Annotated in this window: 21 protein-coding genes and 1 riboswitch; of the genes, 9 read left to right on the top strand and 12 right to left on the bottom strand. The window is 56.6% G+C overall.

Translation table 11 applies throughout. The features are described 5' to 3' along the window. Positions 1-262: 262 nt before the first annotated feature. The 4 genes from IDH45_RS20765 to IDH45_RS20750 form a co-directional block, all read right to left on the bottom strand. On the bottom strand, positions 263-1,066 hold the full coding sequence (locus IDH45_RS20765; RefSeq protein ID WP_190930052.1) for a pyruvate, water dikinase regulatory protein: 804 nt from the start codon (positions 1,064-1,066) through the stop codon (positions 263-265). 18 nt (positions 1,067-1,084) lie between these two features. Beyond that, complete coding sequence (locus tag IDH45_RS20760; RefSeq protein WP_223836834.1) at positions 1,085-1,726, bottom strand: helix-turn-helix transcriptional regulator; 642 nt, start codon at positions 1,724-1,726, stop codon at positions 1,085-1,087. Positions 1,727-1,876: 150 nt separating this feature from the next. Next, positions 1,877-4,600, bottom strand: a complete 2,724-nt coding sequence (gene ppdK, locus IDH45_RS20755; RefSeq protein WP_190930051.1) for a pyruvate, phosphate dikinase — start codon at positions 4,598-4,600, stop codon at positions 1,877-1,879. Further along, entirely contained in the window at positions 4,593-4,757 is a 165-nt protein-coding gene (locus IDH45_RS20750) for a GapA-binding peptide SR1P (RefSeq protein WP_190930050.1), read from the bottom strand. The genes ppdK and IDH45_RS20750 overlap by 8 nt, the downstream gene beginning before the upstream one ends. 374 nt (positions 4,758-5,131) lie before the next feature. Here IDH45_RS20750 and IDH45_RS20745 point away from each other — a divergent pair, with 374 nt between their 5' ends. Further along, a complete protein-coding gene (locus tag IDH45_RS20745; protein ID WP_190930049.1) occupies positions 5,132-5,635 on the top strand; it encodes an Hsp20/alpha crystallin family protein in 504 nt (167 codons plus the stop codon). Between the two features lie 59 nt (positions 5,636-5,694). Here the strand turns inward: IDH45_RS20745 and IDH45_RS20740 are convergent, their stop codons facing one another. Both IDH45_RS20740 and IDH45_RS20735 read right to left on the bottom strand, forming a co-directional pair. Then, positions 5,695-6,525 carry an alpha/beta hydrolase gene (locus IDH45_RS20740; RefSeq protein ID WP_190930048.1) on the bottom strand — a complete coding sequence of 277 codons (831 nt, stop codon included), beginning with the start codon at positions 6,523-6,525 and terminating at the stop codon, positions 5,695-5,697. Between the two features lie 207 nt (positions 6,526-6,732). Next, on the bottom strand, positions 6,733-8,022 hold the full coding sequence (locus IDH45_RS20735) for a neutral/alkaline non-lysosomal ceramidase N-terminal domain-containing protein (RefSeq protein ID WP_190930047.1): 1,290 nt from the start codon (positions 8,020-8,022) through the stop codon (positions 6,733-6,735). A gap of 382 nt (positions 8,023-8,404) precedes the next feature. Here IDH45_RS20735 and IDH45_RS20730 point away from each other — a divergent pair, with 382 nt between their 5' ends. Then, a complete protein-coding gene (locus IDH45_RS20730; protein ID WP_190930046.1) occupies positions 8,405-11,167 on the top strand; it encodes a DUF4838 domain-containing protein in 2,763 nt (920 codons plus the stop codon). A gap of 147 nt (positions 11,168-11,314) precedes the next feature. Here the strand turns inward: IDH45_RS20730 and IDH45_RS20725 are convergent, their stop codons facing one another. From IDH45_RS20725 to IDH45_RS20710, 4 genes are all read right to left on the bottom strand, one after another. After that, a complete protein-coding gene (locus tag IDH45_RS20725; protein WP_190930045.1) occupies positions 11,315-12,937 on the bottom strand; it encodes a type 2 periplasmic-binding domain-containing protein in 1,623 nt (540 codons plus the stop codon). Positions 12,938-13,555: 618 nt separating this feature from the next. Beyond that, entirely contained in the window at positions 13,556-14,605 is a 1,050-nt protein-coding gene (locus IDH45_RS20720) for a type I glyceraldehyde-3-phosphate dehydrogenase (protein WP_190930044.1), read from the bottom strand. 716 nt (positions 14,606-15,321) lie between these two features. Continuing rightward, entirely contained in the window at positions 15,322-17,121 is a 1,800-nt protein-coding gene (locus tag IDH45_RS20715) for an NHL repeat-containing protein (RefSeq protein WP_190930043.1), read from the bottom strand. Between the two features lie 167 nt (positions 17,122-17,288). Then, entirely contained in the window at positions 17,289-17,612 is a 324-nt protein-coding gene (locus tag IDH45_RS20710; protein WP_190930102.1) for a metal-sensitive transcriptional regulator, read from the bottom strand. A gap of 167 nt (positions 17,613-17,779) precedes the next feature. After that, positions 17,780-17,888, top strand: a riboswitch (TPP riboswitch). Between the two features lie 192 nt (positions 17,889-18,080). Between IDH45_RS20710 and IDH45_RS20705 the strand changes: the two genes are divergently transcribed. Genes IDH45_RS20705 through thiD form a run of 6 tightly spaced genes read left to right on the top strand, consistent with a single transcriptional unit; the run spans position 18,081 to position 22,766 of the window. Further along, positions 18,081-19,106 carry a ThiF family adenylyltransferase gene (locus IDH45_RS20705; RefSeq protein WP_190930042.1) on the top strand — a complete coding sequence of 342 codons (1,026 nt, stop codon included), beginning with the start codon at positions 18,081-18,083 and terminating at the stop codon, positions 19,104-19,106. A gap of 25 nt (positions 19,107-19,131) precedes the next feature. Next, a complete protein-coding gene (thiE, locus tag IDH45_RS20700; protein WP_190930041.1) occupies positions 19,132-19,767 on the top strand; it encodes a thiamine phosphate synthase in 636 nt (211 codons plus the stop codon). 18 nt (positions 19,768-19,785) lie between these two features. Further along, complete coding sequence (gene thiS, locus IDH45_RS20695; protein WP_190930040.1) at positions 19,786-19,986, top strand: sulfur carrier protein ThiS; 201 nt, start codon at positions 19,786-19,788, stop codon at positions 19,984-19,986. 7 nt (positions 19,987-19,993) lie between these two features. Then, on the top strand, positions 19,994-20,779 hold the full coding sequence (locus tag IDH45_RS20690) for a thiazole synthase (protein WP_190930039.1): 786 nt from the start codon (positions 19,994-19,996) through the stop codon (positions 20,777-20,779). A gap of 29 nt (positions 20,780-20,808) precedes the next feature. Further along, positions 20,809-21,921: a glycine oxidase ThiO gene (thiO, locus tag IDH45_RS20685; RefSeq protein ID WP_190930038.1), complete on the top strand. Its 1,113-nt coding sequence runs from the start codon at positions 20,809-20,811 to the stop codon at positions 21,919-21,921. Between the two features lie 38 nt (positions 21,922-21,959). Next, positions 21,960-22,766 carry a bifunctional hydroxymethylpyrimidine kinase/phosphomethylpyrimidine kinase gene (gene thiD / locus IDH45_RS20680; protein WP_190930037.1) on the top strand — a complete coding sequence of 269 codons (807 nt, stop codon included), beginning with the start codon at positions 21,960-21,962 and terminating at the stop codon, positions 22,764-22,766. Between the two features lie 102 nt (positions 22,767-22,868). On the opposite strand, the gene IDH45_RS20675 is transcribed toward thiD, so the two are convergent. Then, entirely contained in the window at positions 22,869-24,470 is a 1,602-nt protein-coding gene (locus IDH45_RS20675) for a copper amine oxidase N-terminal domain-containing protein (RefSeq protein WP_190930036.1), read from the bottom strand. 123 nt (positions 24,471-24,593) lie between these two features. Beyond that, positions 24,594-25,415 (bottom strand): helix-turn-helix domain-containing protein, encoded by an 822-nt coding sequence (locus IDH45_RS20670; protein ID WP_190930035.1) that lies wholly within the window; start codon positions 25,413-25,415, stop codon positions 24,594-24,596. Between the two features lie 297 nt (positions 25,416-25,712). Between IDH45_RS20670 and IDH45_RS20665 the strand changes: the two genes are divergently transcribed. Continuing rightward, positions 25,713-26,771 carry an amidohydrolase family protein gene (locus IDH45_RS20665; protein WP_190930034.1) on the top strand — a complete coding sequence of 353 codons (1,059 nt, stop codon included), beginning with the start codon at positions 25,713-25,715 and terminating at the stop codon, positions 26,769-26,771. The last annotated feature ends 7 nt before the right edge of the window (positions 26,772-26,778 follow it).

Raw genomic sequence — 26,778 nt, 5'->3', positions numbered from 1 at the left:
TCGCTTTATCCGATTGTCTTTTAGAGGTTGTTCAAAAAGTCCGATTTTGATCACGAAGCCGATCTGGAAGCGTACTCGACATCGAATATGGAACTCAGCCGGAACTTCCGGTGCTCGCGTAGCTTTCGCTAGCTCCGCTACTCATTTCCTTGCTTCATCCCATCTTCTCGGTGCTGAAAACCGGACTTTTTGAACTCGCACTTTTACCCTTTTCTAGGATAAAGGAGAGGGGCGGGATAGACAACCTTTATTTTCGCCGTTATTACAAGTAACCGAGTATAACTCCGGCCGTCTCTTCGATCGCCTTATCCGTGACGTCGATGATCGGGCAGCCGATCCGTTTCATAATATCGTGAGCGTATTCGAGTTCTTCCGATATGCGCTGCAGCGTTGCGTATTTGGCTCCGTACGGAAGTCCGACGGCGCGCAGCCGCTCGGTGCGGATCTTGAGCAGCTGCTCGGCGTCCATCGTGAGTCCGACCACCCGGTTGCCGGGCAGCTGCAACAGCTGCTGAGGCGGCTTCACTTCCGGCACGAGCGGGAAATTGCCCACCTTATAGCCTTTATGAGCCAAAAAGATACTGAGCGGCGTCTTGGACGTTCTGGACACCCCGATCAGCACGATATTCGCCTGCAGCAGCATGTTCGAATCCCGGCCGTCGTCGCACTTCACGGCAAACTCGATCGCTTCGACCCGGCGGAAATAAGCGTCGTCCATCTCATGCAGCAGACCCGGCTTCCGCTTCGGCGAATCGTTGAACGTATCGATAAACGCCTGCATCATCGGTCCCATAATATCGACGGCCCGCACACCGAGCCGGATCGATTCTTCCTTCATCATCTCGCGCAGCTCCGGCTGGACGAGCGTGAAGGCGACGAAACCGCCGCTGCCCGCCGCCTCCTCCATCACAAGACGAATCTCGTCTTCGTTGCGGATATGCCCTACCCGCTTGATCTTTACCTGGTGCGCGTCAAACTGGCGAATCGTCGCTCTCACTACCGCTTCCGCCGTCTCACCAACCGCATCCGAGCAAATGTATATGACCTGTTGGCGTTCTCCGGTCATCTCTGCTCCTCCTATCTGTTACGTTTCCACCGTACCGGTCCAGCCGATCAGCAGCTTGGTCATCGTCGTCTTCGTGATGCGGCCGATTACTTCCCATTTGCCGGCATCGTCCGGATGGCGGACGACGACAGGCAGGCTGTCCACCTGATGATCGATCATTTTACGCCCGGCTTCGATGACCGTCTCCTCGGGAGAGGCGGTCACGACGTTCGGATGCCGCGTCATCACGAGACTGACCGGCATCGTGGAAGCACCCGGATTGCCAAGCGTCACTTTGAGCAAATCTTTTCTGGAGATTACCCCGAGCAGCGCGCTCGATTCGTCGGCGACGATCAGAGAGCCCACGTTCTCCATAAATAACGTCACGACCGCATCGTTCACGGTTGCTGATTCGCGGATGATGACCGGCAGCGACTGCACGTCCTTCACTTTCAGCTCCGCGGCGTCCGGCGTTCCGCTCGCTTCGCGGGAGGACGCTTGTCCCGGGAAATAGCCGACCTTCGGCTTCGCGTCCAGCGTCCCGAGCATGACGAGAAGGGCCAGGTCGGAACGGATCGTCGGCCGGCTCAGCTTGAGCATCTCGGCGATCTGCTCGCCGGTAATCGGCGCGTGCTGGCGCACGAGCCGGACAATCTCCATCTGGCGCTGAGATAATTGCATAACAGCCCTCCTTCGAACGGAAAGCCGAAAGCGCAAGCTTTCGGCTCATCCGAAATCCCTATCTCTTATGTTAGCTTGGAATCGGGACAAATGCCACTGTCGTGCGGCAACTTTTTGCAGCTCCCCCGTATCAAGGCGAGCATTCCGTTCTTATCTGCCCGCCGCAACCGCTACGCGCGCGGCCGCCGGCTGTCGCTCCACCGGCCCTAGAGCAAGCCGCGCCTGAGCGGCGGCGATGCGGGCGAGCGGAATCCGGTAAGGCGAACAGCTCACATAATCGAGCCCCGCCTGATGGCAGAAAAAGATCGACTCCGGATCGCCGCCATGTTCTCCGCATACTCCTGTCTTCAAATCGCCGCGTACCGCTTTACCTTGTTCCAGCGCCCATTCGATCAACTGGCCGACGCCGTCGCGGTCGAGCGTCTGGAACGGGTTGGCCGGGAGCAGCTTATGATCGACGTAGTGGGTCAAAAACTTGCCTTCAGCGTCGTCCCGGCTGCAGCCGTAAGTCATCTGCGTCAAATCGTTCGTTCCGAACGAGAAGAAATCGGCACACTCGGCGATTTGCGCGGCGGTCAGAGCGGCCCGGGGCACTTCGATCATCGTGCCTACCTTGTACGGGCAGCGGCTTAACAGCTCGCCCAGTACGTTTTCCGCCGTATGTTCGATACGCCCCCGCAAAAACCGGAGCTCGTTCACATGGCCGACAAGCGGAACCATCACTTCGGGCCATACGTGCACGCCTTCCCGGATACATACCGCAGCGGCGCGGAACACCGCTTCCGTCTGCATATCGTAAATTTCCGGGAACAAGACGCCAAGCCGGCAGCCGCGCTGACCGAGCATCGGGTTCGCCTCGTGCAGCGACCTCACCTTGCGGAGCATCGTCTCCAGCTCCGCCGCCTGGCTGCGCAGCTCTCCGGACGAATCGCCGCCGCTGCGGATGTCGGCCGCCAGTTCCGCGGCACGCGCCCGAAGCTCATCAGCGTTCGGCAGAAACTCGTGCAGCGGCGGATCGAGCAGCCGGATCGTAACCGGCAAGCCGTCCATCACGCGGAACATCCCCTCGAAGTCTTCCTGCTGCATCGGCAGCAGCTTCACAAGCGCCGCTTCCCGCTCCTCCTTCGTCTCCGCAAGAATCATCTCGCGGACAGCCGGCAGCCGCTCCGGCGCCAGGAACATATGCTCGGTTCGGCACAGGCCGATCCCTTCCGCACCGAATTCGCGGGCTTTCGCCGCATCGGCAGGATTGTCCGCATTCGCCGCGACGCGAAGCGTCCGGATGCCGTCCGCCCATTCGAGCAGACGGGACAGCTCCGCCGACATCTCTCCCGCCCGCAGCGGCACCTCGCCGCGGATCACGCGTCCCGTAGAGCCGTCGATCGATATCGAATCGCCTTCGCGAATAATCGTCTCTCCTGCGCGAAGCTCGCGCGTATCCGCGTCGATTCGGACTTCCTCGCAACCGCATACGCAAGGCTTGCCCATACCGCGGGCGACAACGGCGGCATGACTCGTCATCCCGCCGCGGCTCGTAAGTACCCCTTCGGCTGCCAGCACCCCGTGAATATCTTCCGGGGTCGTCTCCGACCGGATCAGAATAACCCGGCGGCCGGCCTTGGCTTTCTCCTCCGCCGTATCCGCATCGAATACCGCTTCCCCCGTCGCCGCTCCCGGCGAAGCTGGAAGCCCTACAGCCAATACGTCGAGCACGGCATCGGCCGGTATTGCCGGATGAAGCAGCTGGTCGAGATGTCCGATCTCGATCCGGGCTATCGCTTCTTCCTTGGTCAAGATCCCCTCATCGACCAGATCGACGCCGATCTTCATCGCCGCCTGCGCGGAACGTTTGCCCGTGCGCGTCTGCAGCAGGTACAACGTGCCGTGCTCAACCGTAAACTCGATGTCCTGCATATCGCGGTAATGCCGCTCCAGCCGCTCCGCAGTATGCTTCAGACTGGCGAATACATCCGGCATATCCCGCTCCAATTCGGCGATCGGCAGCGGCGTACGGACGCCCGCGACGACGTCTTCGCCCTGCGCGTTCGTCAAGTATTCGCCGTACAACTGCTTCTCTCCCGTAGAAGGATCGCGGGTAAAAACGACGCCGGTTCCGCAATCGTCCCCTTTGTTGCCGAATACCATCGCCTGAATGTTAACCGCCGTCCCCTGCTCGTCGGGAATCCGGTTCACTTTGCGGTAGACGCGTGCGCGGGAGTTGTTCCACGAGCGGAATACCGCTTCCACAGCCAGCTGCAGCTGCTCGTCGGCCGATTGCGGGAACGGCTTGCCGCTTTTGGAAGCGATCAGCTCCTTGTAGCGGTCCACCAGCTGTTTCCAGCCTTCGGCGCTGACGTCCCGGTCATGCTCCACGCCGCAGCTCGTTTTCATCTCATGCAGCAGCTTCTCGAAACGGATCGGCTCGATGCCGAATACCACGTTGCCGAACATCTGGATTAGCCTGCGGTAGCAATCGTACGCGAAGCGCGGATTTTGTGTCGCTTCCGCCACTCCGTGCACCGTAACATCGTTTAGACCGACATTAAGGATCGTATCCATCATGCCGGGCATGGACGACACGGAACCGGATCGAACCGAGACGAGCAGCGGACATGCAGCGTCGCCGAACTGTTTATTCTGCTTCTTCTCCAGCTCGCGCAGGGCAACGTTCACTTCGTCCATCAGCCCGGCCGGCAGCTGTTCGCCGGAAGCATAATAGTCGCGGCAAGCTTGAGTCGTTATCGTAAATCCGGGAGGCACCGGAAGCCCGGCCCGGGTCATCTCGGCCAAGTTCGCTCCTTTGCCGCCCAGCTCCATCTTCATTCCCGCATGTCCTTGCTCAAACGATTGTACCAGTCCGTTTCCGTTAATCATGTTCGATATCCCCCTGTCGCTTTCCGTTCCGGCAAGAATCCTCGCGGCAGCAGCCGTACAGCACCGTCACCTTTTCGGTTTCCACTTCGTCAATCCAACGGCCGCAATGCTGACATACGATAAGACCTAACTTAACGCTTTGACCGATCGGTTTCATGCCGGATCGCCTCCATATTCGAATAATTCGTCATTATTAAAATGCCACTTGCGAATTCCTTATATAATACATACCATAAAATTATTTATGACACAATATATATTTGCGCAAAATCCAAAAATGTTTCGCCGGCTTTCTTTGGCATCGGGTCGAAAAATCGGCGAAAAACCTAGGAAACAAGACGCATTCGCCTAATTTTGTCGAACAGGAAGCCGGAACTGGCAGTCCGGAATCTGCACATTCCGAATGACTCTAATATATATGACGTCACATTATATTTGATGACGTTTTCACGGCAAGGAGCGAAGAACTTCTAAGGGCGAACGCACATATTTATACATATAAGGGTGTAGATCAGAAGGGAGCGAGGACGCTTGAACAAAGAAAAAGAATGGCGAGGACCGTCCCGCAGCGGGGACCAAGACTTTGACTGGAGAAAGTTCGAGAGGCTGTTCGACGATTTGTTCCCGAACGCGATACCGGGAATGGGTACGGAAACGGCTTCCCGGATCGGACGGTTCGTGCGGGGGGTTGTGGATCTGGCGGTTCCCGATCCGAAAAAACCGGAGGCGGCCGTTCCGCCCGAGGCGCGAACCCAATCCTCCGGCCTGCTGAGGACCGAAATAACCGAAACGGGGAAATACGTAAAAGTCCGGATTCGGATACCGGAATACGTAGATGCCCGCAAGCTGCAATTGTTCGTGAACGGACAATATTTAAAAATCGAAGGCCCGATGGGCAACAAACAGATCATACGACTGCCTGCGATGGTAGGGTTAAAATCCGGGCAGGCTTCCTACGACAACGGCATCGTGCAGATCCGGCTGCGCAAACGGTTGACTCCGTCCTACCGGGAAATGTACATTCAATACCCCTAAGCCGGAACCGCCAGCGCCGCTAACCGAGTGGACGAACGCTTATTACCCGTATCCGTACGTCATATTTCCCAGTTATGCCATTCCCGCTTCCGCTTTTCGTTATACGTGAGCCAGTGCAGCGTCTTGTCGTACAGCTCCCGCTTGCTTTCCCCGGTCGAATACGTGTGATCGGCCTGAAAGATCAGCTCCATATCGCATTGCCCGTACGAACGCATCCAGAACAGCTTCTGGTATAACGAGCAATAGTCGGCCGGAATGGTCTGGTCGGATGTACCGTGGGCCAGGAAGACGTCTCCGGTAAATTTGCGGATTTGGGCGAACGGCTGCTGGGCGGACAACGATTCGAAAAAGGCGGGACGAAGCGTGTAGCCCATATGATCGGACGATCCGTACCGGACCGCGTCGTCATACGACTGCTGCCCGACGATCCGCAATATATCGTTGAAAGGATGAGCGACTGCCGACCACATCACCAGCGTCTTGACGCGCCGGTCCAGAGCGGCCGTAAGCAAGGCGGCCGCTCCTCCCAGACTGTGGCCGAGCAGAATGACCCGGTTCGCGTCGACATAATCGATGCCCAGCGCATAATCGAGGACGACGCGGGTTTGATCGATCATCGAATCGAGTCCGTTCTCCCCGTATTCGCCGGTGCTTTCGCCGCATCCCGCATAATCGAACCGGAGCACCATATAGCCGGCCTCCGCGAACTTGCGCGAAGCGCCCACGAACAGGCGGTCGACTCCGATTCTGCTGCCGATAAAGCCGTGGCAGATGACGATGAGCGGACGTTGTCCGCCCTCGCAGCACTTGGACTCGCCGGCCGCAGCCGGGTAGTGCAAAGTCGCCCTCAGCTCAATCGAACCGTATTGAATCGTAATCGCCCGTTCCATCGCAAATCGTCTCCTTCTGGCGGTGTTCCCTACTGCGCTTCGTCTACCGCTTTATTGTATATTTGTATAATTCTCTTAATTCCTATATGTTTACTATGTTATAGAACGTACCATCCGGTTGTGAACCTGTCAAGCAAAACATTCGAAAGATAAGCTCCCGAACCGAACCGGACCGAATCGATTACCAATAAAATACGCCGATGCGTTTCAGTCTCCGACTATCTCGTCAAGCTTGCCGCGCAGCGTGTCCTCAATGCTTTCCTCAAACCTTCCGGGCATATAAAAATAATAAGTCGACTGCAACGGCTCGTATCCGCCGCAACGGATCTGTTCCCTCGTCGGCACATACCCGATCATGCCGTTCGAATAAGGGACAGGCCATACGCTGCCGGACGATATTTCCTTAATATACAACCCGTACTCGACGACCACTTCCGCATTCATCGTGAGGATGGCGAATCCGTCCGCAATGTCGAGCCGGTTCATTTCCAATACGAGTTCTGTCGCCCTAGTATCCCCCCGGCTCAGCATCTCAACCGCCCATTCGTCGTATGGCTGCTGTCGCTTCCCGGCAATCGCCTCCAGCTCCTCCTTGGACTCGAGCGGCTTCAGCGGTAAGGGTACGCTGTAGGAACATCCCTGCAGGAGAACCGGCTTCACCCCGCTCATCCGGCTGTTCAGAACCGCGCTTGCAGCGTCCGCAAACTTCATCCCGAAATACCGGATCTGGTCGTAGTCGTCCGTCATTGCCGCCGGAGCGCTTGACTTGAATATATTGATATCCCCGCAAGCTCCCTGCAGGTAGAGACATAACGCTCCGTCCCCGAGACGTCTCTCCATCTCCTCCGCCGCTGTCCCTGTGAACTCGGAAGATACGTAGTTCTGATGCGCCGTGACCGGATGGCAGGCGTAATGAACGATTATGGCTTTATCCGTGCCAGCCCGTGTCCGGAAACGGATAACGGAAAGCTCCGGGTCCATCAGCCCGTCCGGGTATTCCCCGCCGAACGCCTGGCCGTCCGCATAACGGCGCCGCTGTACGCCGATCCGGCACTCGCCCGCTCCGCGCTCGATCGTAACCGGTTCAACGTTCGCCGCAGCCGCTTCGACCGCCTCCATCAGCTTATCCTCCAAATACCCGACATATCCGGCGTCCGCCGCACCGAGCAGACGGTGAAATCCGAAGCCGGTCTGAGGGCCGGAATGGCTGTGCGTGCCGTGCAGCACGACCGTTTCCTTCTCGAGTCCCCATCTTTCCTTAAGCTTTGCTAACAAGCCGGGAACCCGGTCCGAGCCCCACCACAGCAAATCCGCCGATACGAGAAGCGCCGTGCGGACAGCTCCGCCTTCCCCGGGCTGGCGCATATAAACCGCTCTTAAATAAATCCGGCTTCGAATCCCTTCATACGGCGCATTGCCTCTGACGGCAAAACCGGCGAGGGGCACCGGCATCTCCGGCGTAATATCCACTTTGGCGCATCCGACTTCTACGATCATCCCGATCATCCTTTCTGAATAACTGCTCCCTAAATCCCGATTTCTATAATATAAGGCCGGGTGTATTGCTGCATGCCAACAGAGGAGACCGGCTGGACATTTTTTGCTGACATGACCGAATCGGCAAAGGGGAAGTCCATCGCGGCAATGGCACACCTACATTCGATTCTATATAGTAGATGATGCACGATCGATATACGGCTTGTTTTACTATCTACGGGAGTAAGAAAGGAGGCGCTAAACAAAAACAGAAGCAAAAGCAAAGACCGAGCAGCCCTACTGAAGAAACTTCGCTTTCTTCGATCAGGTGAAACGAAAGTTGATTGGAGCGGAGTCCGAAAGTCGCAAGGCCATCATTTCGTCTCGAACGGGAGTGACCATGGTGACAAGGAGAAAGATTGCGGCAGGTATACTGATGCTAGTTGCGGCGTCGTTCCTTTTTTACAGCCTGGCATTGGCGGAAGGAAACGCTTGGCTGAACAAAACGAACGGCAACGGAAAAAAGGTGCTGGCCCATAACGGCAATGTGATGTACAGCGTGTACGTCAGTGAGTCGGCGGACGCCATCGTGAAGCATGCGGCGCAAGAGCTCGCGGATTATTTGACACAGGTATCCGGAGCGCCGTTCGATCTTACGATCAGCGACGGGACCCCAATCGGCCCCGCCTTTCTCGTGGGACAACACCCCGCGGCGGACAGCTTTGCGCTGCAGGGGAATCATGCCGAGCCGCTCGGAGAAGACGGATTTATCATTCAATCAGCCGGACCTTATATTCAAATTATCGGAAGCAGCTCGCGCGGGACGATGAACGGTGTCAATTACTTTCTGGATCGCTATGTCGGCGTGAAGTGGTTTTCCCCGACATACACGTTCATTCCCGATAAGCCCAAATTGAAAGTATCCGTTGGTTATGACGTGCAGATTCCACGTTTCCAATACCGTGAAATGTTTGTAAACGACGGCAATAACGAGCAGTTCCGGGCGCACAATCTGTTGAACGGGAAGTCGCATTACCGCACGCAGACTCCATCCGCCGCCGGTCTCAACAGCTGGTCCGATTACGTGCCGACCGGGGTTCATAATTTTCATGCGCTTGTCACGGATTCGGTCTATCATTCTGGAGGACAGTTGCTGGCTATGGACGAGGAGGTGCGCCGTATCGCCGCCCAAACTTTAGTATCGAGAATCGGACAGCGGCAAGCGAACGGACTCGACCCGTCCTACGGCTTCAGCCAGCAGGATGCGGCGTGGGTCCCCGATCCGGCGAGCCGATCGTTTGCGGACGCGCACGGCGGCACGCTGGCCGCTCCTATCCTGGATATGGTGGGCGATGTGGCGAGCCGGGTCCAGACGCAAATACCCGATGCCCGCATCGGCACGCTGGCTTATCAGTTCAGTTATCCCGCGCCGACAGGCTTGACACTTCCGGACAATGTAGTAGTGACGCTTGCCCCCATAGACAAAGATCACGGGAAATCGCTGGATGGTGCCGGGAATGAACGGGACGGACAACAAATCGCAAAATGGGCTGCCCTTTCGGATCAACTTGTCTTTTGGGATTATTTGACCAACTTCAGCGGAGGCGGCTACCTGCAGCCTTATCCGAATCTGTACGCCATGGCGGATACGATCCAATTTCTCGCGTTATCCCCTGCCGTTAAAGGGTATTTCGGTCAACAGACCGGCGGCGCCCGCGGACCGGTCGGCGTCGGGTTCGACGAGCTGCGCACGTGGGTCGGAGCGAGATTGCTGTGGAACCCGGATGAGGACGTGAATGCATTAATCGAAGAATTTATAAACGGTTACTACGGCGCCGCTTCTTCGTCTGTCAGTGAATACATCGAGGCGATACATCAGTCGCTGGAGGATAGCGGCGCATCGCTGACGACCTCTACACCGATCTCTTCGCCCTATCTATCCTTCGATACGATGCACCAGGCGGACGGACTGTTCGAGCAAGCGGAAGCCGCCGCTGCCGGAGATCCGGCCCTTCTGGATCGGGTGCGGAGAATGCGAATCGGCGTCGATCTGATCATCCTGCACAGACGCGCCGAATTTGCCCAAGTAGCGGGCGAGCGCAATATCGTCTGGAATCTCGACACCACGAATAGACTGCAAAGGTTCAAAAGCCTCACGCAAAACATGCAGAGCTTTCGGATTGAAAACGGCGAACTTGCGCAGCTGTATCAGCTGTTGGAGGTGGAGCGTTCTTCGTCCCCCATCCCGGATATCGTGCAAAATTTGCCGGATGAGGATTGGATCGAGCTGCAAGATTACGATTTCCGGCTGCATGCCGGTGCGGCCGTAGTGCAGGATGTGAAAGCGTCCGATCAGGCTGCCGCCCGTCTGAGCGGCAGCTCGACGGCTTGGGGCATCCAGATGAACCACACGAATCTCCCGCGCGAGGGCAGATGGAAGCTGTACGCCTATGTGAGAGTGGACCCCGGCAGCGGCTCGTCCGGAGCCGGAGCTTTCCGGTTCGGCCTATATCCGTCGCAGCCCGCGCCTGTCGGCGTAACGTTCGGCGAAGTATCGGACGGTGAATACCACGCGATCGAGATGCCATGGGTGTATAAGTTCAATCCCGAATTGTCCGTTCACTATTTATGGTTCCAGCCTGCCGCTTCCGGCGCCATTCACAACCTGTACGTCGACCGTATCGTCGCTGTCCGGGAGAAGCCGCCTGCGGCGTACAATCCCGGCTTTGAGACGATAGCCCCGGGCGGACCGTACCCCGACGGCTGGCAGACGGCGGGAGGCGTATGGGACTCCGGCACGGCGCACGGCGGCAGCCGGTCGATTCGGCTGAACCCGGAACCGGCAAACGCCTTTCATGTCATCTATACCGGAGCTACTAAATGGATTCCGGTCGTACCGGGCCAGAAGTATCAGGTAAAAGGCTGGATCAAAAACAACTCGACGAATGGCAACGTATCGCTCGGTGTCAGGCAGATCAACGCTTCGAACGGCAGCATCAGTTATTCGTGGCACCCCGGCGCGTTGCCGTCTTCCGACTGGACGCCGTACACAGTAACGTTTACGGCCGCTCCGACGGCGCGTTACGTGTCGATCTATTTCAAGTCGGACCAGCAAACCGACGGTCCCGCCTGGCTGGACGACGTTTCGATCGAAGAAGTGCCCTGACCCGTCTGAAAAATCAGTTGATCCTGGATCATTCAAGGCTCCGCTTTTAGCGGAGCTTTTGCTTTGTACGTCACGCCCGGAAACGGCAAAAAACGGCCGGGGACACTTGCCTCGTCCCGCAGCCGTTCGCTTGCCAATCGAATCCTATCAGTCGGATTTAAACGTAACCTTTTTGCCGAGTGCCGCCGTTATTTGCTCGGCATATGAATCGAAGATCGCCTTCGCTTTATATTTGTTCAACAGTTCGTCGAGATATTTCGGCCAGTTGGACGAATCTTTCTCTTCGAACAGCAGCTTCACTTGCAGTGCGCGCATTTCTTTGCGGTACGCGCCGATATCGAGACCTGTCGGAGGAGCGACGTTCGTTCCGAGCGTGTAGAATTTGAGTTTCTTGAACACTTCCAGAATCGCCCGGTCATGATCCGTTTCACGCGGATCGATGATCTCAAGGCCGATTGCGGCCGGGTTTTTCACGTTATAAGAGAATACCCCGCCCCAAATTTCCGTGAAGTTACCGTTGGCGATAATGTCTTTTTGGATCGCATCCGGAATCAGCTCGATTTTGCCGCCGTTCTTTTTGTAGTGGACATTTTCTTTACCGACGTTAGCGAGCAGCCACCCTTCCGGGCTCGCAAGCCAGTCGAGAATCTCGATCGAACGCTGAATTTTCGCTTCCGATGTTTTTACGTTGAACATGAACGGAACGCCCGGCAGCGGCGAATACGAGACCGGAACGTCGCCGGCGATATGGAACGCTTCGAACTTCGCGTCTTTGTTGCCCGTAATCTCTTGGGTTTTCTTCTGCACGCTGTTGTTCGAGTTGTCGAATGCAATATCGCGGACGCCGCTAAAGAAAATACCGACCTTGCCCTGCTGAACTTTGTTCGTCACATCGCCGCCCTTATTCAGGAACCAGTCCGGATCGATAACTTTCAAATCAAGCGTTTTGCGGATGTCGTCCAATACTTTTGCTGTTCTCAGGTTCGTTCCGCTATCGATGAAATTATTATCCTTGTCGATAAAAAAACCCGGGGTCATGCCATTTTTGAACCATTCCGGAAGGTCGTTCGGAATCGTCGTTCCGCTGCCCGCCGTCGAGAAGCCGTACGTATCGTTTTTACCGTTACCGTCCGGATCGTTGAATGTGAACGCCTTCATAACGGCGATCATCTCGTCGTAGTTGGTCGGAACTTTCAGCTTCAGGTTCGGATCTTTTTTGTTGAGCGCATCGATCCAGTCTTTACGTACATAGTAGACGCCGTAATAATCTTTAGGGAACGGAACCGGAGCGCGTTTAAATACGTTTTGAACCTGATAGCGCTTTAATTCTTCCGGAGTTATCCATTTAAAATAGTTCGGCATCTTCTCCGGCGTCACATATTTGGTCAAATCAGCAACCGCACCGTCGATAATGTAACCGTTCGATTTGGCGCCGTCCGCATGGAACATATCGGGAGCATTGCCGCCAGCCAGGAGCAGGTTCAGCTTGTTGGAGAATTCTTCGCCCATGGCCATATAATCAAGCTTCAGCTCAACGTTAAACTTCTCTTCGATCGTTTTCTTGATAAAGTCTTTGTCCCCGGACGGCAAGTTGGAGTTGTTTGTCAGCGCCGCCGTCATCCAGTACAAGGAAAGCTTTTCTTTCTTCTGCTCGCCCCCCGGTGTCGCACCCGGATCGGCTGCCGGTTTGTTGTCCGTTTTGCCGCAAGCGCTCAGCACAAGTGCGGACGCGATCGATATTGCCGCTAGTTGTCTAAGTTGTTTTTTCAATGTCTGTTGACCTCCCGTAATGTCGAGTGTGAATGTGCAATGCTTTGTAAAGCCGAATGTGAAACCCCTTTCTGCAATCGCTTCCAAGCCGCTTAAAAAATAATGGCCCAGACTTTCAACTCGTACTTTCGTCATCATTGGAATCTGTATAATACATGTACATAATACAACTAAAATACCGGTTTGTGAAGAGGGGGGCCTAAAAAAATATGCTTCAACTTCCGTTTGGATTTTTCGCCAACGACATGCAATACCGTGCCTCCACCCAGCCTCGTGTCAGGTTGTTGTCAGCTTTCGCATCATCCAAATCCGCATTTTAATGGGAAAAAGCTTAACATCTCCTACCTCTAGCGGAGCAGCGGCGGACAAATTTCTGTTATCGAAAAAAGACGGAAGAAGCAACAACCCGTTATCGATCGATCCTAACTTCATCGCGCGGATAAGGGAATATCTTCTTCCGTCCGTAGACAGACAGTAAATCGTTATTTATCGTATGAAACCGGCGCTCTGCGGATAACCTACGTAACGTAATGCAGTTACATGATAAATTCATTCAACCAACGGATCGGCCGCGGCTCCATAACCGCATGCCCAATGAACGGACGAGCACGCGCTAACCTACACATTTTCCAAAACCGCAGCTTCCCTCTCCTTCAACCGTTTGAGCCCGGCATCCGCCACCATCTTGGCTGTGTCGATTACACGGCATGCATACCCCCATTCGTTATCGTACCAGGCGAGCAGCTTGAGCTGCCTTCCGGCCGCAGACAACGATAATCCGTCGATGGTAGCCGATTTGTCGCACCCTACGTAATCGGTGGAAACCAGCGGTTCCTCGCTCCACCCTACATACCGGGAATATTGCGGACTCATGCAAGCGGAACGCAATCTGGCGGTTGCGTACTCCGTGCTTATCTCTTCTCCCAGATCCAGCGTTATATCGCACAACGATACGTTCGGCACCGGGACGCGCAGCGACACGCCCTCAACGACCGGCGCCAGATGCGGCAATACGCCGGCCAGCGCTTTGCCGATGCCCGTCGTCGTCGGAACGATCGACTGCGTACAGGAACGGGCGCGCCGCAAATCTTTGTGCGGATTGTCCAGATGATTCTGGTCGTTCGTATACGCATGAACAGTCGTCACCCAGGCACGTTTAACGCCGAACAATTCGTCAACGATCCGGAGCACGGGCGCCACGCAATTTGTCGTGCAGGAGGCGGCGGATATCAGCTTATGCCGGTCCGGGTCATAGCTGCGGTCGTTTACTCCCATGACGACAGTCAGATCGAGTCCCGAACCCGGTGCGGTAACAATTACGTTTTGCGCCCCACCCGCCAGATGTTTCGCAGCCCCCGCGACATCGTTAAATTTGCCGGTGGCATCCAGCACCAGATCGACCCCGCAGTCGTTCCAAGAAATAAGCTGCGGATCGCGCTCGGATAAAAGACGCACCGTATGGCCATTGATCACCAGATTGCCGTCTTCCGTACGAATGTCCGCATCCCAGCGGCCGTGAACGGAATCATACTTGAGCAAATGCGCAACCGAGTCGGCCGGATGCAGCACATTGATGGCCCGGATATTCAATTCCCCTTCCGTAAAAGCCCGCCGGACGAGCAGGCGCCCGATTCTTCCCATTCCGTTAATTCCGATCCCCACTGTCATACCGATTCCTCCCCTACTAATGTTATTTATATAATACGTACTATACCATAAAGTATATCGTTTTAAATAGGTAATTTATTAATTAGTACATACTAATTATTGAGAATATTGCATATTGAACCCTCTCTTTCTGATGAACAACGCTTATAACGTGCAGCCGGAGAGAACATCCGACGATGATTGGGTATGCCGACATTCCGGTGAATGCATCGAAGAATACGGCTGTTTTGCTCCAGCCGCCGCCCCATCCGCATTCGCATCCGCAGTCGTGCAGCCGATTTGAGGCATATCTCTGCAAAAACGGCTCCAGACGGTGTCTGTGACGCCTCTTATCGGAAGTTTTACTTCCGTTATTTATTGTGCGAAGCAGAAAATCGATGTTTAGCGGAACAATTTGTTCCGTTATTTCCAGTGCAACCGGCCATTTCACCTTAATAAGCCGAAATAGCGGAAACCAAACTTCCGTTATAGCCCAACAATTAGGCCTGTTACGGGAATAACGGAAACCGCGCTTCCGCTACATAATCGGTGAGCATTGATTCCGGCGCACACCACGCTGCTGCTCCCGGTGCTTGGTGGATCGATGATGACCACGGTTCTATCTGATCTTACTTACCTCCCTAAACGGCAAATACCCCGTCTCCAAGGAAACGGGGTAGATTGGGCACCGCTATACAGAAATGTAAACAAATCATGGCCAGCCATCGTCGCTCCACTCAAGAACGAACCGACTGCAAAAATCCGGACGGCACGCGATAGAGAGCCTCTTCTACGGCGAACGCCAGATCGCATGTCGCTGTATACGTTGCCGCCCTGACGGAGCCGGGCAGCTCGACGGTCCGGATAACGACAGCGCTGTGCGGGTCGATGAAGAGCAGCCTGCTGCCGCAAAACGCGGCCAGCAAATCCGGACCGGCGGCCGTCATCCAGCTGCATCCCCCCTCGACGGGGATCGATTGCTCGAATCGGAACCGGGCCCGATCGAATACGAGAATCGCGCTGCCCGCTTTGACAAATACTTTGGCGCACATAGCCGCAATCGCGGAGCCGGGACGTTCGCCTGCGGCGAACCGGGTCTCGTGCACGAGTCCTTTGCCAGGCTCCCATACGCCGAAATGGCAGATCACATCGCGATAGGGCAGTCCGCTGGCACCGCCGTTCGTCGTAAAATAAACATACCGGTCGTCTGCGGCTACTCCGGCCACCTGTTGATCGTTTGCGATCGGATGGCTCCAGGAATCCACCTCCAGCGTAACCGGGTCGATTCTGGACAGCGCCCCTGCATACGTGCCGTATTTGGCCGACCACCCGGTCCAGATCCCGCCGTCCGGCCCGATCACGCTTCGTCCTTCCGGACGGATATAATCCGGTCTCAGCGCCCGAAGCGATTGCGGATTCCGGTTGTTCAGCTGATCCCACGGCTTCGCCGGGTCGTACACGATGTGATCTCCGCCGACGTAAGCCGTCAAATACAATTTACCGTCCACAAACACCATCCCGTACACTTCTCCGCCGGAATCACATACCGAGGACGAGTTCCAGGCGGAGCCGGTCAACGGATCGTAATGGAAGATCGTCTGGCCGAAGCCGCACGCTCCCCATATCCCGCCCGCCTCGTCCGATACGAGCGTATGGATGCGCGTGGCCGGCGCCTCCGTCGGAATGCGGACCAGTTCCGGCACCTCGTCCAGGCTGTCCGCGATAAACAGATCTTGACCGCGCACCCCCGCATACCGCCCGTCCGCCAGCGGGATCGCCCTGCAGCTTTTGCCGTTCGGCAGCGCCGCTTCCAATACAGTCAGCTTTTCCTTCCAGCCTGCGGTATCCGGGAGCGGCTCCAGCGTTTGCGGATGATAAAATTCGAAGCGGTCTCCTTGTACGGTGCATATGTACTCGTCGGTTACTTCGCGCACGGTAAATCCCGGCGTTCCGAAATCGCGAAACGTCCCGCTCTCCAAATGAAACGCTTTCAAAAACGGCTCGTCGTAACCTCCGGTAAACAAAATATAACCGGGCGCGCTGCCGTTAATGTAGCGGCTGTATAAATTTTTACCGTTGTCCGACGCCCTGCCGAGCTTCTCGAGCGTATGCAGAGCCGGATCGTAGCGGTATAAGGAGCAGCCGGGCCAAGTTCCCGCGTATACGTTGCCGTCGGAGCCGATCGCCATATCCCAGAAATATTTCTCGTCTGCCGCCTGCAGCGGCTCCGCCCAAGTCCGGGTCTTCAAGTCCAGGGCATGCATATACGCATAGTTCGGACACGTCCCGACCACGAGCTTTTCATTGCGCCAGTTAACAAGTCCCCAGGCTCCTTCATCCCCCGGAAGTTCGATCGACTCGGCTTCCATCGAGCGCGTATCGATCAGGATCAGATTGCCGGTCTGTCCGGCCGCGAAGTTGGACAGCACCAGCTTCTCCCGTCCGTCGAGCGGGTCTGTCATTACTGCGGTTGCAAGAATGTTGAAATTGCGGCAAGGACGTCCGATTAATTCGAACTGATCTTGTTCCCGGCTCATCGCCATCACTCCTCTTATCCACAAGTATAAGACTTGTATAAAAGTATAGCTCGGGTAGTAGGGCAGTCAATGAGAATTTTGTTAATAAAATGAAATTAATCCGCAAGCGGAAAGCAGGCAGTTCGCATACCCTGGTTCTTTCCGCTTCCGGATTCGGTCCCGCTGTGTTATTTCATTAACTTGTTGACCGTGACGAGCAGCTCGTTAATGATATCCTGATCGCCCTCGCGGATTCGCTCCACGACACACGACTTCAGATGACCTTCCAGCAGCTGTTTGCCGACGCCGTTCAGAGCTGCCTGAATCGCCGCGATCTGATTGAGGATGTCGTCGCAATACGTATCTTTCTCGATGAGTCCCTTCACACCGCGGATTTGTCCCTCGATCCGGTTCAGCCGGGTAATCAGATTGCTTTTTAATTTGTCGGAATGGTGGCTCTTGCGTTCCTCCTCGCCGCCGGTATTGCAGCATGCAGAGCCTTCGGCTTGCAATGTCGATTCGTCCTTCACTGGATTCGACCTCCTTATCCGTATGGTAGCCTCCCCCCGTTGCGCAGTCAAGTCGGGAAGCACCGGCCGGGACGTGCCCTAACGCGGCATGCCGCCGCCGTTGACAAACCGGCACGATCGTTGTAAGGTGAAAGATGAACCTCATATTTCAAGATCACTAGGGGTGCCCAGTCTTGGGCTGAGATGAAGATACGACCTTCGGACCCTTTGAACCTGAACTGGAGCGAGACCAGCGTAGGGAAGTGGCGCAACCGATTCTTGACTCTTTCAACAAATCGAGCGTCGATATGCGGCCGCCCTGGCAGGCGGCCTTTTTACTGTTGCGGAAGGCTTAGCGACCCGTTTTTCCGCGGCCGACGCGGCCTCCGCGAGCGGCAGGAATAGGCTCAGCTGCGTTCTTTCCGAGGTAGATCCGTTTTTATGTATTTCCAAGGAGGCGCACCCGCCATCATGACCACTAACGATTCGTCCAGCCGATATTCGCGGCAAATGTTATTCAAACCGATCGGCCCCGGCGGACAACGCCGACTCTCCGAATGTGCCGTACTGATCGTAGGCATGGGCGCTCTCGGTACAGTGCTGGCTAACCATATGGTCCGCTCGGGGCTCGGAACCGTCCGGTTCGTCGACCGGGATTACGTCGAAGCGAGTAATTTGCAGCGGCAAATGCTGTACGACGAAGAAGATGCAGCGGCTTCCATTCCCAAAGCCATAGCGGCCAAGCAAAGACTGTCCAAGATCAACTCCGGCGTCAAGCTGGAAGCCATCGTCGCCGATACGACCGCGGCCAATATCGATCAGTTGATCGAAGGCATGGACCTTGTGCTGGACGGGACGGATAACTTTCATACCCGATACTTATTAAACGATGCCTGCTTCAAGAACCAAATTCCGTTCGTATACGGCGGCGCGGTCGCCTCCCGGGGGATGAGCGCGATCTTCGTCCCCGGACAGACCGGCTGCCTGCGGTGCCTGATCGAGCCCGGAGACAGCTCCGGGGAGACATGCGACATGATCGGGGTCATCTCTCCCGTCGTCGATATCGTCGCTTCGTATCAGGCAACCGAAGCGCTGAAGCATCTCGTCGGCGATACCGCTGCCCGCCGGAACACGCTGATCACATTTGACGCGTGGCACAATCAGTCGTACGAGATGAAGCTCCCTTCTTCGAAGTCGGACTGCCCGGTATGTTGCGGTCATCGCTACCCTGCTCTTGACGAGATTGGGCTCGATGACGCGACTTCGCTGTGCGGCCGCGAGACGATCCAGATCCGGGCCCGCAGCGGCTTCGATCTCGATTATTGGAAAGAAAAACTGGAACGCGTCGCGCGAATCCAGTCCAACCCGTTCCTGCTGAAGGCCGAGCTGCCGGAAGGCGAACGCCTCGTCCTGTTTCCCGACGGGCGCGTGCTCGTGCAAGGCACCGAGGACCCCGTACGAGCCAAAACGTTATACGCCCGCTATATCGGGCTCTGATCGATTATAGAAGGAGGCAGGCGATATGAAACCATTCAAGCTGTACGCCATCACCGGAGAGGAATTCCACCCGGGCAAGCCGATGATCGAAGTGATGGAGGAAGCGATCAAGGGCGGATGCGACATCATCCAGCTGCGGGACAAAAAGAGCCCCCGCCGCGAGGTGCTGGCGAAAGCCAAAGCGCTGCGTGAGCTGACGCTTCGTTACGGCGTGACCTTCATCGTCAACGATTATATCGATATCGCGCTCGCGGTAGATGCCGACGGCATTCATCTCGGGCAGGACGATTTGCCGCTGGCGGACGCCCGCAAGATCGTCGGCGGCAAAATCATCGGCATATCCACTCACGCCATCGAGGAAGCGAGGCAGGCCGAGCGCGACGGCGCGGATTACATCGGTGTCGGACCGATATTCCCGACCAAGAGCAAGGAAGATGTTGTCGCTCCGGTCACTACCTCTTACGTCCGGCAGGTTGCAGCGGAAATCGCCATCCCGTTCGTGGCGATCGGGGGCATCAAGCTGCACAACGTCGATCAGGTGCTGGGGGCGGGAGCCCGCCGCATATGCGCGATCAGCGAGATCGTAGGAAGCCCGGACATTCAGGGCACTTGCCGGTCGTTCCTGGATAAAATCAATTCAGCTGCGGCATCGCCGCAGTGACGGTCAGCGGAGGAGACTATGGACGTTATCGTAAACGGACAAACCCGTACAGTAGAAGCCGGGGAAACGGTGATCGGCCTGCTGCGTGCTTACGGGCTGGAGCATAAGATGGTCGTCGTCGAAATCGACGGCGCGATCGTACCGAAGGAAACCTGGACCGCCGCCGGGCTGGCTCCGGGCATGAAAATCGAACTCGTACATTTTGTCGGAGGAGGCTGAACCCGGTATGCATCAAGATCCACTTCTCATCGGCGGAACGGAGCTGGCTTCGCGTTTTTTTCTCGGCACCGGCCGTTATCCGAATCCGTTCGTGCAAAATGCCGCAATTGAAAAGTCGGGAGCTCAGGTACTCACCTTCGCCATCCGCCGCATCAACCTGGACGCGCCGGGCGATGACGCGATCCTTCAACATTTCGAAGGCAAATCGTTCACGTATTTGCCGAATACGTCCGGAGCCCGCACGGCTGACGAAGCCGTACGGATCGCCAGGCTCGCCCGGGCTTCCGGCATCGGCAACTGGATCAAGGTCGAGATCAGCGCCAACGAAAAAACGCTGCTCCCCGACCCGATCGAAACGTTAAAAGCAACCGAGATCCTGGCCGCGGAAGGTTTCGTCGTGCTTCCTTATACATCGGACGACCCGATCCTGTGCAAACATCTCGAAGAGGCTGGCGCAGCAGCCGTCATGCCCGGCGGAGCGCCGATCGGCACCGGACTCGGCATCCTGAACCCGTATAATATCGGTCTGATCGTCGAGGAGTCCGGCGTCCCGGTCATCGTGGACGCCGGACTCGGCTCGGCCCAGGACGTCGTGCAGGCGATGGAGCTCGGCGTGGACGGAATCTTAATGAATACGCCGGTCGCCAAGGCGAAAGACCCGGTCCGGATGGCGCTGGCGATGAAGCTGGCGATCGAGGCCGGACGCCTCTCGTACTTGGCCGGACGGATTCCGAAGAAACGTTACGCTTCGGCAAGCAGCGGCTTGGAGCAGTTTATCTCTACCCCTAACTAACAACCCTATATCGGAAAGCTGGTCTTGCAATGACACAACATGTAATGGTGCTGGGCGGCGGCGTGATCGGTCTGTCATGCGCCTTCGAATTGCGCCGCCGGGGCTTCCCCGTCACCGTGCTGGAGCAGGGACGCTGCGGCGGCCAAGCGTCGGGAGCGGCAGCCGGGATGCTCGCCCCTTACTCTGAAAATACGGAGCAGCCGGACCCTTTCTTCCAGCTTTGCCTGCAAAGCCTGAACCTGTACCCGAACTGGCAGCAGGCCGTCAAGGACGTGTCCGGCCTCGACTTCGAATATTCCGCTACCGGCAGCTTATACGTGCATTACCACGAAGCCGACGTACTCGCCATGCGGTCCCGCCAAAGCTGGCAGGACGATTACGGCGCGGCAAGCGAGCTGCTGGACGGACGGCGGCTGCGGGAGCTGGAGCCGCATATCGCCCCGGAGGCGGCGGGCGCCTTGTATTACCCCGGAGAATCGCACGTATACGCTCCAGGGTACGTGAAAGCGCTGGAAGAAGCTTGCCGGAAGCTCGGCGTCGAGATCCGGGACGGACTCGGCGAAGTCCAGGTCACGCGCTGGAGCGGCGGCGCCGAGGTGTGCTGCCCGTTGTCCGGCGGCACGTTCCGCAGCGACAAGCTGGTCGTGGCCAGCGGCGCATGGGCGGGACTGATGGAAGCGGCGCTTGACATGCGCATCCCGGTGTACCCGATCCGCGGGCAAATATGCGCTTACGAGACGCCGGATATGCCGGTCCGGCACATGGTCTTTTGCAGTCAAGGGTATGTGGTCGGCAAACGGAACGGCTCGCTCGTCTGCGGAGCTTCGGAAGATATAGCCGGCTTCGAGACGTCGGTCACGAGCAAGGGGATCGACCGGCTGAAAAGCTGGAACGGAAAGCTGTTCCCGTTTCTTGGCGGCATGCGGCCCTTCCATGAGTGGGCCGGCCTTCGCCCCGCCACCCACGACGGCTTTCCGCTGCTCGGAGCGTCGAGCCGCTCCGATTCGCTACTGTTCGCCGCCGGCCATTACCGCAACGGCATCCTGCTCAGCCCGGTTACCGCTCATGTGATCGCCGACCTGATGGAAGGCCGTGAGACGACCGGTCTGCCGCTAGGTGCATTCGCACCCGAACGTTTTTAAGCTAGACCCCAACTTTGTCCGTTAGAGGAGGCAACCGAATGACTATCCCTAAGGCGATGACGATCGCGGGCTCCGACTCCGGAGGCGGCGCAGGCATCCAGGCCGATCTGAAGACGTTCCAGGAGCTTGGCGTGTTCGGAACAAGCGCCATCACCGCGATCACCGCCCAAAATACGCTCGGCGTCCAAGGCGTATACCCGCTGCCGCTGGAAGCGATCGGCCAGCAGATCGACTCGGTCCTTTCCGATATCGGGACGGATGCGGTCAAGACGGGGATGCTGTTCTCGGCCAATATTATCTCGCTCGTGGCGGACAAGCTGAACCGGTACGGGCCGTATCCGCTCGTCCTGGACCCGGTGATGATCGCCAAAGGCGGCGCGGCCCTGCTGCAGCAGGAAGCCGTGGAAGCGCTGCGGCGCGAGCTTCTGCCGATCGCGACGGTTCTTACGCCGAACGTGCCGGAAGCGTGCGCGATCCTCGGTTCGCAGGAGATCGGCAGCGTCGAGCAGATGATCGAGGCGGCCAAGCGGCTTCATGAGCTGGGCCCGCGTTACGTGTTTCTGAAGGGCGGCCATCTTGACGGAGAAGAAGCCGTCGACGTGTTGTACGACGGCTCGGAGGCGATCCTGTACCGCTCGCCGCGTATTCGCACGAAGCATACGCACGGCACCGGCTGCACGACCGCTTCGGCGATAGCGGCCGGACTGGCCAAGGGGCTGGCGGTAACCGACGCCGTCTCCGAAGCCAAACGGTTCATCACGGCCGCCATCGCCTCCGGTCTGGAGATCGGCAAAGGCATCGGCCCGACCCATCATGCGGCGCTCCGGCTGAGTTCAGCGAAGTAAGCGGCTTGTGCGTTTCCGAATGTACCGCTGAAAACAAAACAGACCGTCGGGAATCGATGCCCTGACGGTCTGTTTGTGCGTTATCCTATTGTTAACGTGTAATTATTCCGGAAGCACCAGCTCGATCAGTCCGCTTTCAGCGTCGTAATCGACCTCGCCGTACAGATGCTCGGCTATGAATCGAAGCGGAACGTAATACGACTCGCCTTGCTTGATGACAGGACCGTCCATCTCGTACGCTTCGTCATCCACGACCGCTTCCGAGCTGCCGGCGGCAAGCTCGATCGTCGTAAACCACATACCGGTCACTGTAATCGCTTCGTCCTCATAGGAAACGTCCGCTCCCATGTAGGCAGCCAGCAGTTCCAAATCGATATAGGAGATGCCTTCGTGCAAATAAGCCTCGTATGGGCCGAATTCATCCGATATTTGCAATGGAATATATACCGTGGCCGGCTCATACTTGTTCATCTCGAGAGCGATCAGCTCGCCGAGCAGCGATTCCGGATCGACCTCTTCCATCAATTCTGCCGGAGAGCGGCTTGTTCCCATGACGAACGGCGTCTTGCCGGCATCCAGAACGTCCGCCTTCACCGGTTTGTTAATATCCCACGTTTCCGATTGAATGTTGAACTGCAGAGCGGTAATTCCCTGATCCCCGCCGTCCGGCGCAGGAAATGCGAGATCAAGCTCCGATTTGCGAAGGTTGAAGCTTTGATCGAACGCGAGCCGCGCCTTCACCTGAGTCTGCTTGCTGAGCATCGCTTGAATCCCGGGCTCATCCGACCTGCTGGCGCTATCGATGCCGATCAGCGCGATATACAGCAGCTGCTTGGCCGTCGTATGGATCATATCAACCGCGAGCTCCTTGTCGGACGCCGCTTCCATCAAGCTTTCCTTCAAGCCGTCCATCGAACTGCCGAATGGCGATCCGAATGGCGAACCCGGGAGCAAGGGCGAAGCCTCGTCTTCCTTCTCCAGATACGGCTTCAGCACCGGCCACAGCACATCGTACATTTCGCCGATAAACTTTTTGAAGTTGGCGTCGTCCTTCGTCAAGTTGCGGATAAACGTTTTGGTGAGCGGCACCAGCTCGGTTCCGTCAAGGCTCGTCTCCACCTTGTACACGTTGACGTTTTCGTTATGAATCTTCTCCGTCCCGGACGTCACCTGGATCGATTTCGGATTCGGCAAGTTCGAGACGATCAGCGAAGCCATCGATTTGTCGATTCCTTTGGCCTGGTACTCCTTCTGCAGCTTCTCGGTCACCGCCGCAAATGCGGCTGTCAAACCGTCCGTCTCCGTAAGCGGAATGACGATCGCTTTGGAGAGTCCGTCCACTTTCAGCACGAGATGCTCGCTGTTCATAAACGCCTGGAACGGAATCGCGCCTTTGGCCAACGTCAGCTGGCCTTGCAGCGACATCCGGTCCCAGTTCTCCATCTTCATATTGCGAATTTCGAGCTTGACGTCGTTCCACAAGTCGACCATAGCTTTTGTTTCTTCCGATAGCTTGGACGGGTCCGTCTTCATATGCAGCGACACGGTAACGCTTTGCTGCATGGACTCCGTATCCATCCCGGTGATCAGTGCGCGGTTCAGATCCAACCCGCCCAACGATTGACAACCTACTACTACGACCAGCAGAGCAAGAATGAGCCATTTGGCCCAGCCCCCAACACGAAATTTCCGGATGTTCCTCATCTCCCGACTTCTATGTATTGATGTTCTCCCTTCTTTCATTCTCTGAAAGACAACATTTTCCTGCCTGCCGGCTCGGTTAAATCCGAAAAAACGTTAACCATTTGCTAGTTCTGTAAAGAGTTTTCATCTGCGAGCCGCACCGCTCACTCCCGGAAGCGGGACGAAAGCGATCGGATGCCCTTTCTGCACGGCCGTGGGAGCGACACCGGTAAACTTTTTGAAGATGCGGTGAAAGTAAGATTGTTCGCAATAGCCGAGATAATCGGAGATTTCCGCGATCGTCATGCCGCTGCTCTTCAGCATTTCGCAAGCTACCGATACTTTGACCTGGTGAATGTAGTCGATCGGGGTTTGCCCGAGCACTTCCTTGAAAATTCTTGTGACATGATTCGGGGAGCGGTCGATATGGCGCGCGAGATCGGACAGCTGGATCGGCTTGGACTTGTTGTGGACGATATAAGCTTGCAACTTGTGAATCAGATCCTTCTTGACGGCGGAGCGGATCTGCTGCTGCGTATCATGGATCAGTCTCCCGATTAGCTCCAGCAAAATCCCTTGGCAGATGAGCAGCCCGCCCGGCGTCTGATCGAACCATTGGAGCAGCAGCATTGAGAACCGCTGCCGGAAATAGTCGGCGTTATGGATGTTCCATTTGAACATGCCGCGCTGGCGCAGCGCCTCAACCGTCTTGTCCGCTTCCCCGGCCGTCGTAAAGTGCGCGGAATATTTCTGATGAGGTCCCTTGGCGTCGTTATGACACGAGCGGATCGTACCGGCCGGAATAAACAGCACGTCCCCCTGATGAAGCTCGAACACTTCTCCGGCCGAATGATAGATCGCTTGACCGCCTGTGATGAAGATCAGGATATGATGATGCACCCTCTCCTCCCGGATTTGCCACTTCTCGATGCGATCGTCGTACAAAACCGACTTCAGCGTGTACACGGTTTTCTTCCTCCTTCGATTCACAGCGGGTCTGTCCATCCCCTTGGATCGTGCTTATTCCATTCTACGTCCGGCGCCGATGTCCTTTTCGAAGACTGCGGAACGGACCGCTAACGCTTTTCCGACTTACCGCCGGGCAGACCGCGCGCGGAAATGGTTGAATCGTTCAAAAAGAATCGCTATCGTTCATGGATATGAAAACGCAATCATGATAAATTGAATGTACGCGCGGAGCGACCTTTCCGGAAAAGCAACGCTAATTCAGCCCCATCTTCCAGCAAGGGAGAGACACCCATTTTGAATGAAACGTTGAAAATTATCGACTGTGACGTCCACAATTCCTTACGAAGCGACCGGGACCTGCTGCCCTACTTGACGGATACTTGGAAGGACCGGGTCAAACGCGGGGGACTCGGCCTCATGTACTCCGGATACTACTCCCCTGTCGGGGTCGGCAGAAAGGACGCCACTCCTCCCGGGGGCGGCGCCGTCGGATCGGACCCGGATTTTCTGATCGAACAGCTGGTGGACCCGTACCATATGGAAGCTGCGGTCTTGACCGGCAACCTGTTCAGCGTGTCCGTCGGCCACGATCCCGATTTTGCCGCCGCTACGGCCAGCGCTTACAACGACTACCAGCTCGATCATTGGCTGAACAAAGATCCCAGGTTCAAAGGCTCCATCTTCGTAGCTTTGCAGGACCCCCAGCTGGCTGCGAAGGAAATCGACCGTCTCGGCTCTCATCCGGGCTTCGTCCAGGTCATAACCAGCAGCGCCTCGCGGATGCCGCTTGGACAGCGGTTTTTCCACCCGATCTACGAGGCGGCGGAGCGGAACGGACTGCCGGTCGCGATCCATCCCGGAGCCGAAGGCGCAGGCCAGGCGAATCCGCCGACGGCCGCCGGATATCCGACATGGTACATCGAGTGGCATACGTGCCTGTCGACCACGTTTATGGCCCAGCTCACCAGCCTGATTTGCGAAGGCGTATTCGAGAAATACCCGCGTCTGAAATTCGTGTTCATCGAGGGTGGAGTCTCCTGGCTGCCGCATCTGATGTGGAGGCTCGACAAAAATTTCACGGCGCTGCGTTCTCAAGTCCCGTGGCTGAAAAAAATGCCGAGCGCATACATCCGCGACCATTGCTACTTTACGACGCAGCCGATCGAGGAACCGAACAATATCGCCCATTTGAAGCAAATATTCGAGATGATCGACGCCGAGCATATTCTGCTTTACTCCAGCGATTATCCGCACTGGGATTTCGATTCCCCGGATCATATCCTGAAGTGGCTGACGCCGGAGCATCGCAGACGCATCTTTTACGAAAACGCCAAGCAGTTGTATAAGCTGTAGAAAGGAA

The sequence above is a fragment of the Paenibacillus oceani genome, assembly GCF_014705615.1.
Taxonomy (GTDB): domain Bacteria; phylum Bacillota; class Bacilli; order Paenibacillales; family NBRC-103111; genus Paenibacillus_AB; species Paenibacillus_AB oceani.
The sequence above is the reverse complement of the archived record's forward strand: the minus strand, read 5'-3'. Positions and strand labels throughout refer to the sequence as shown.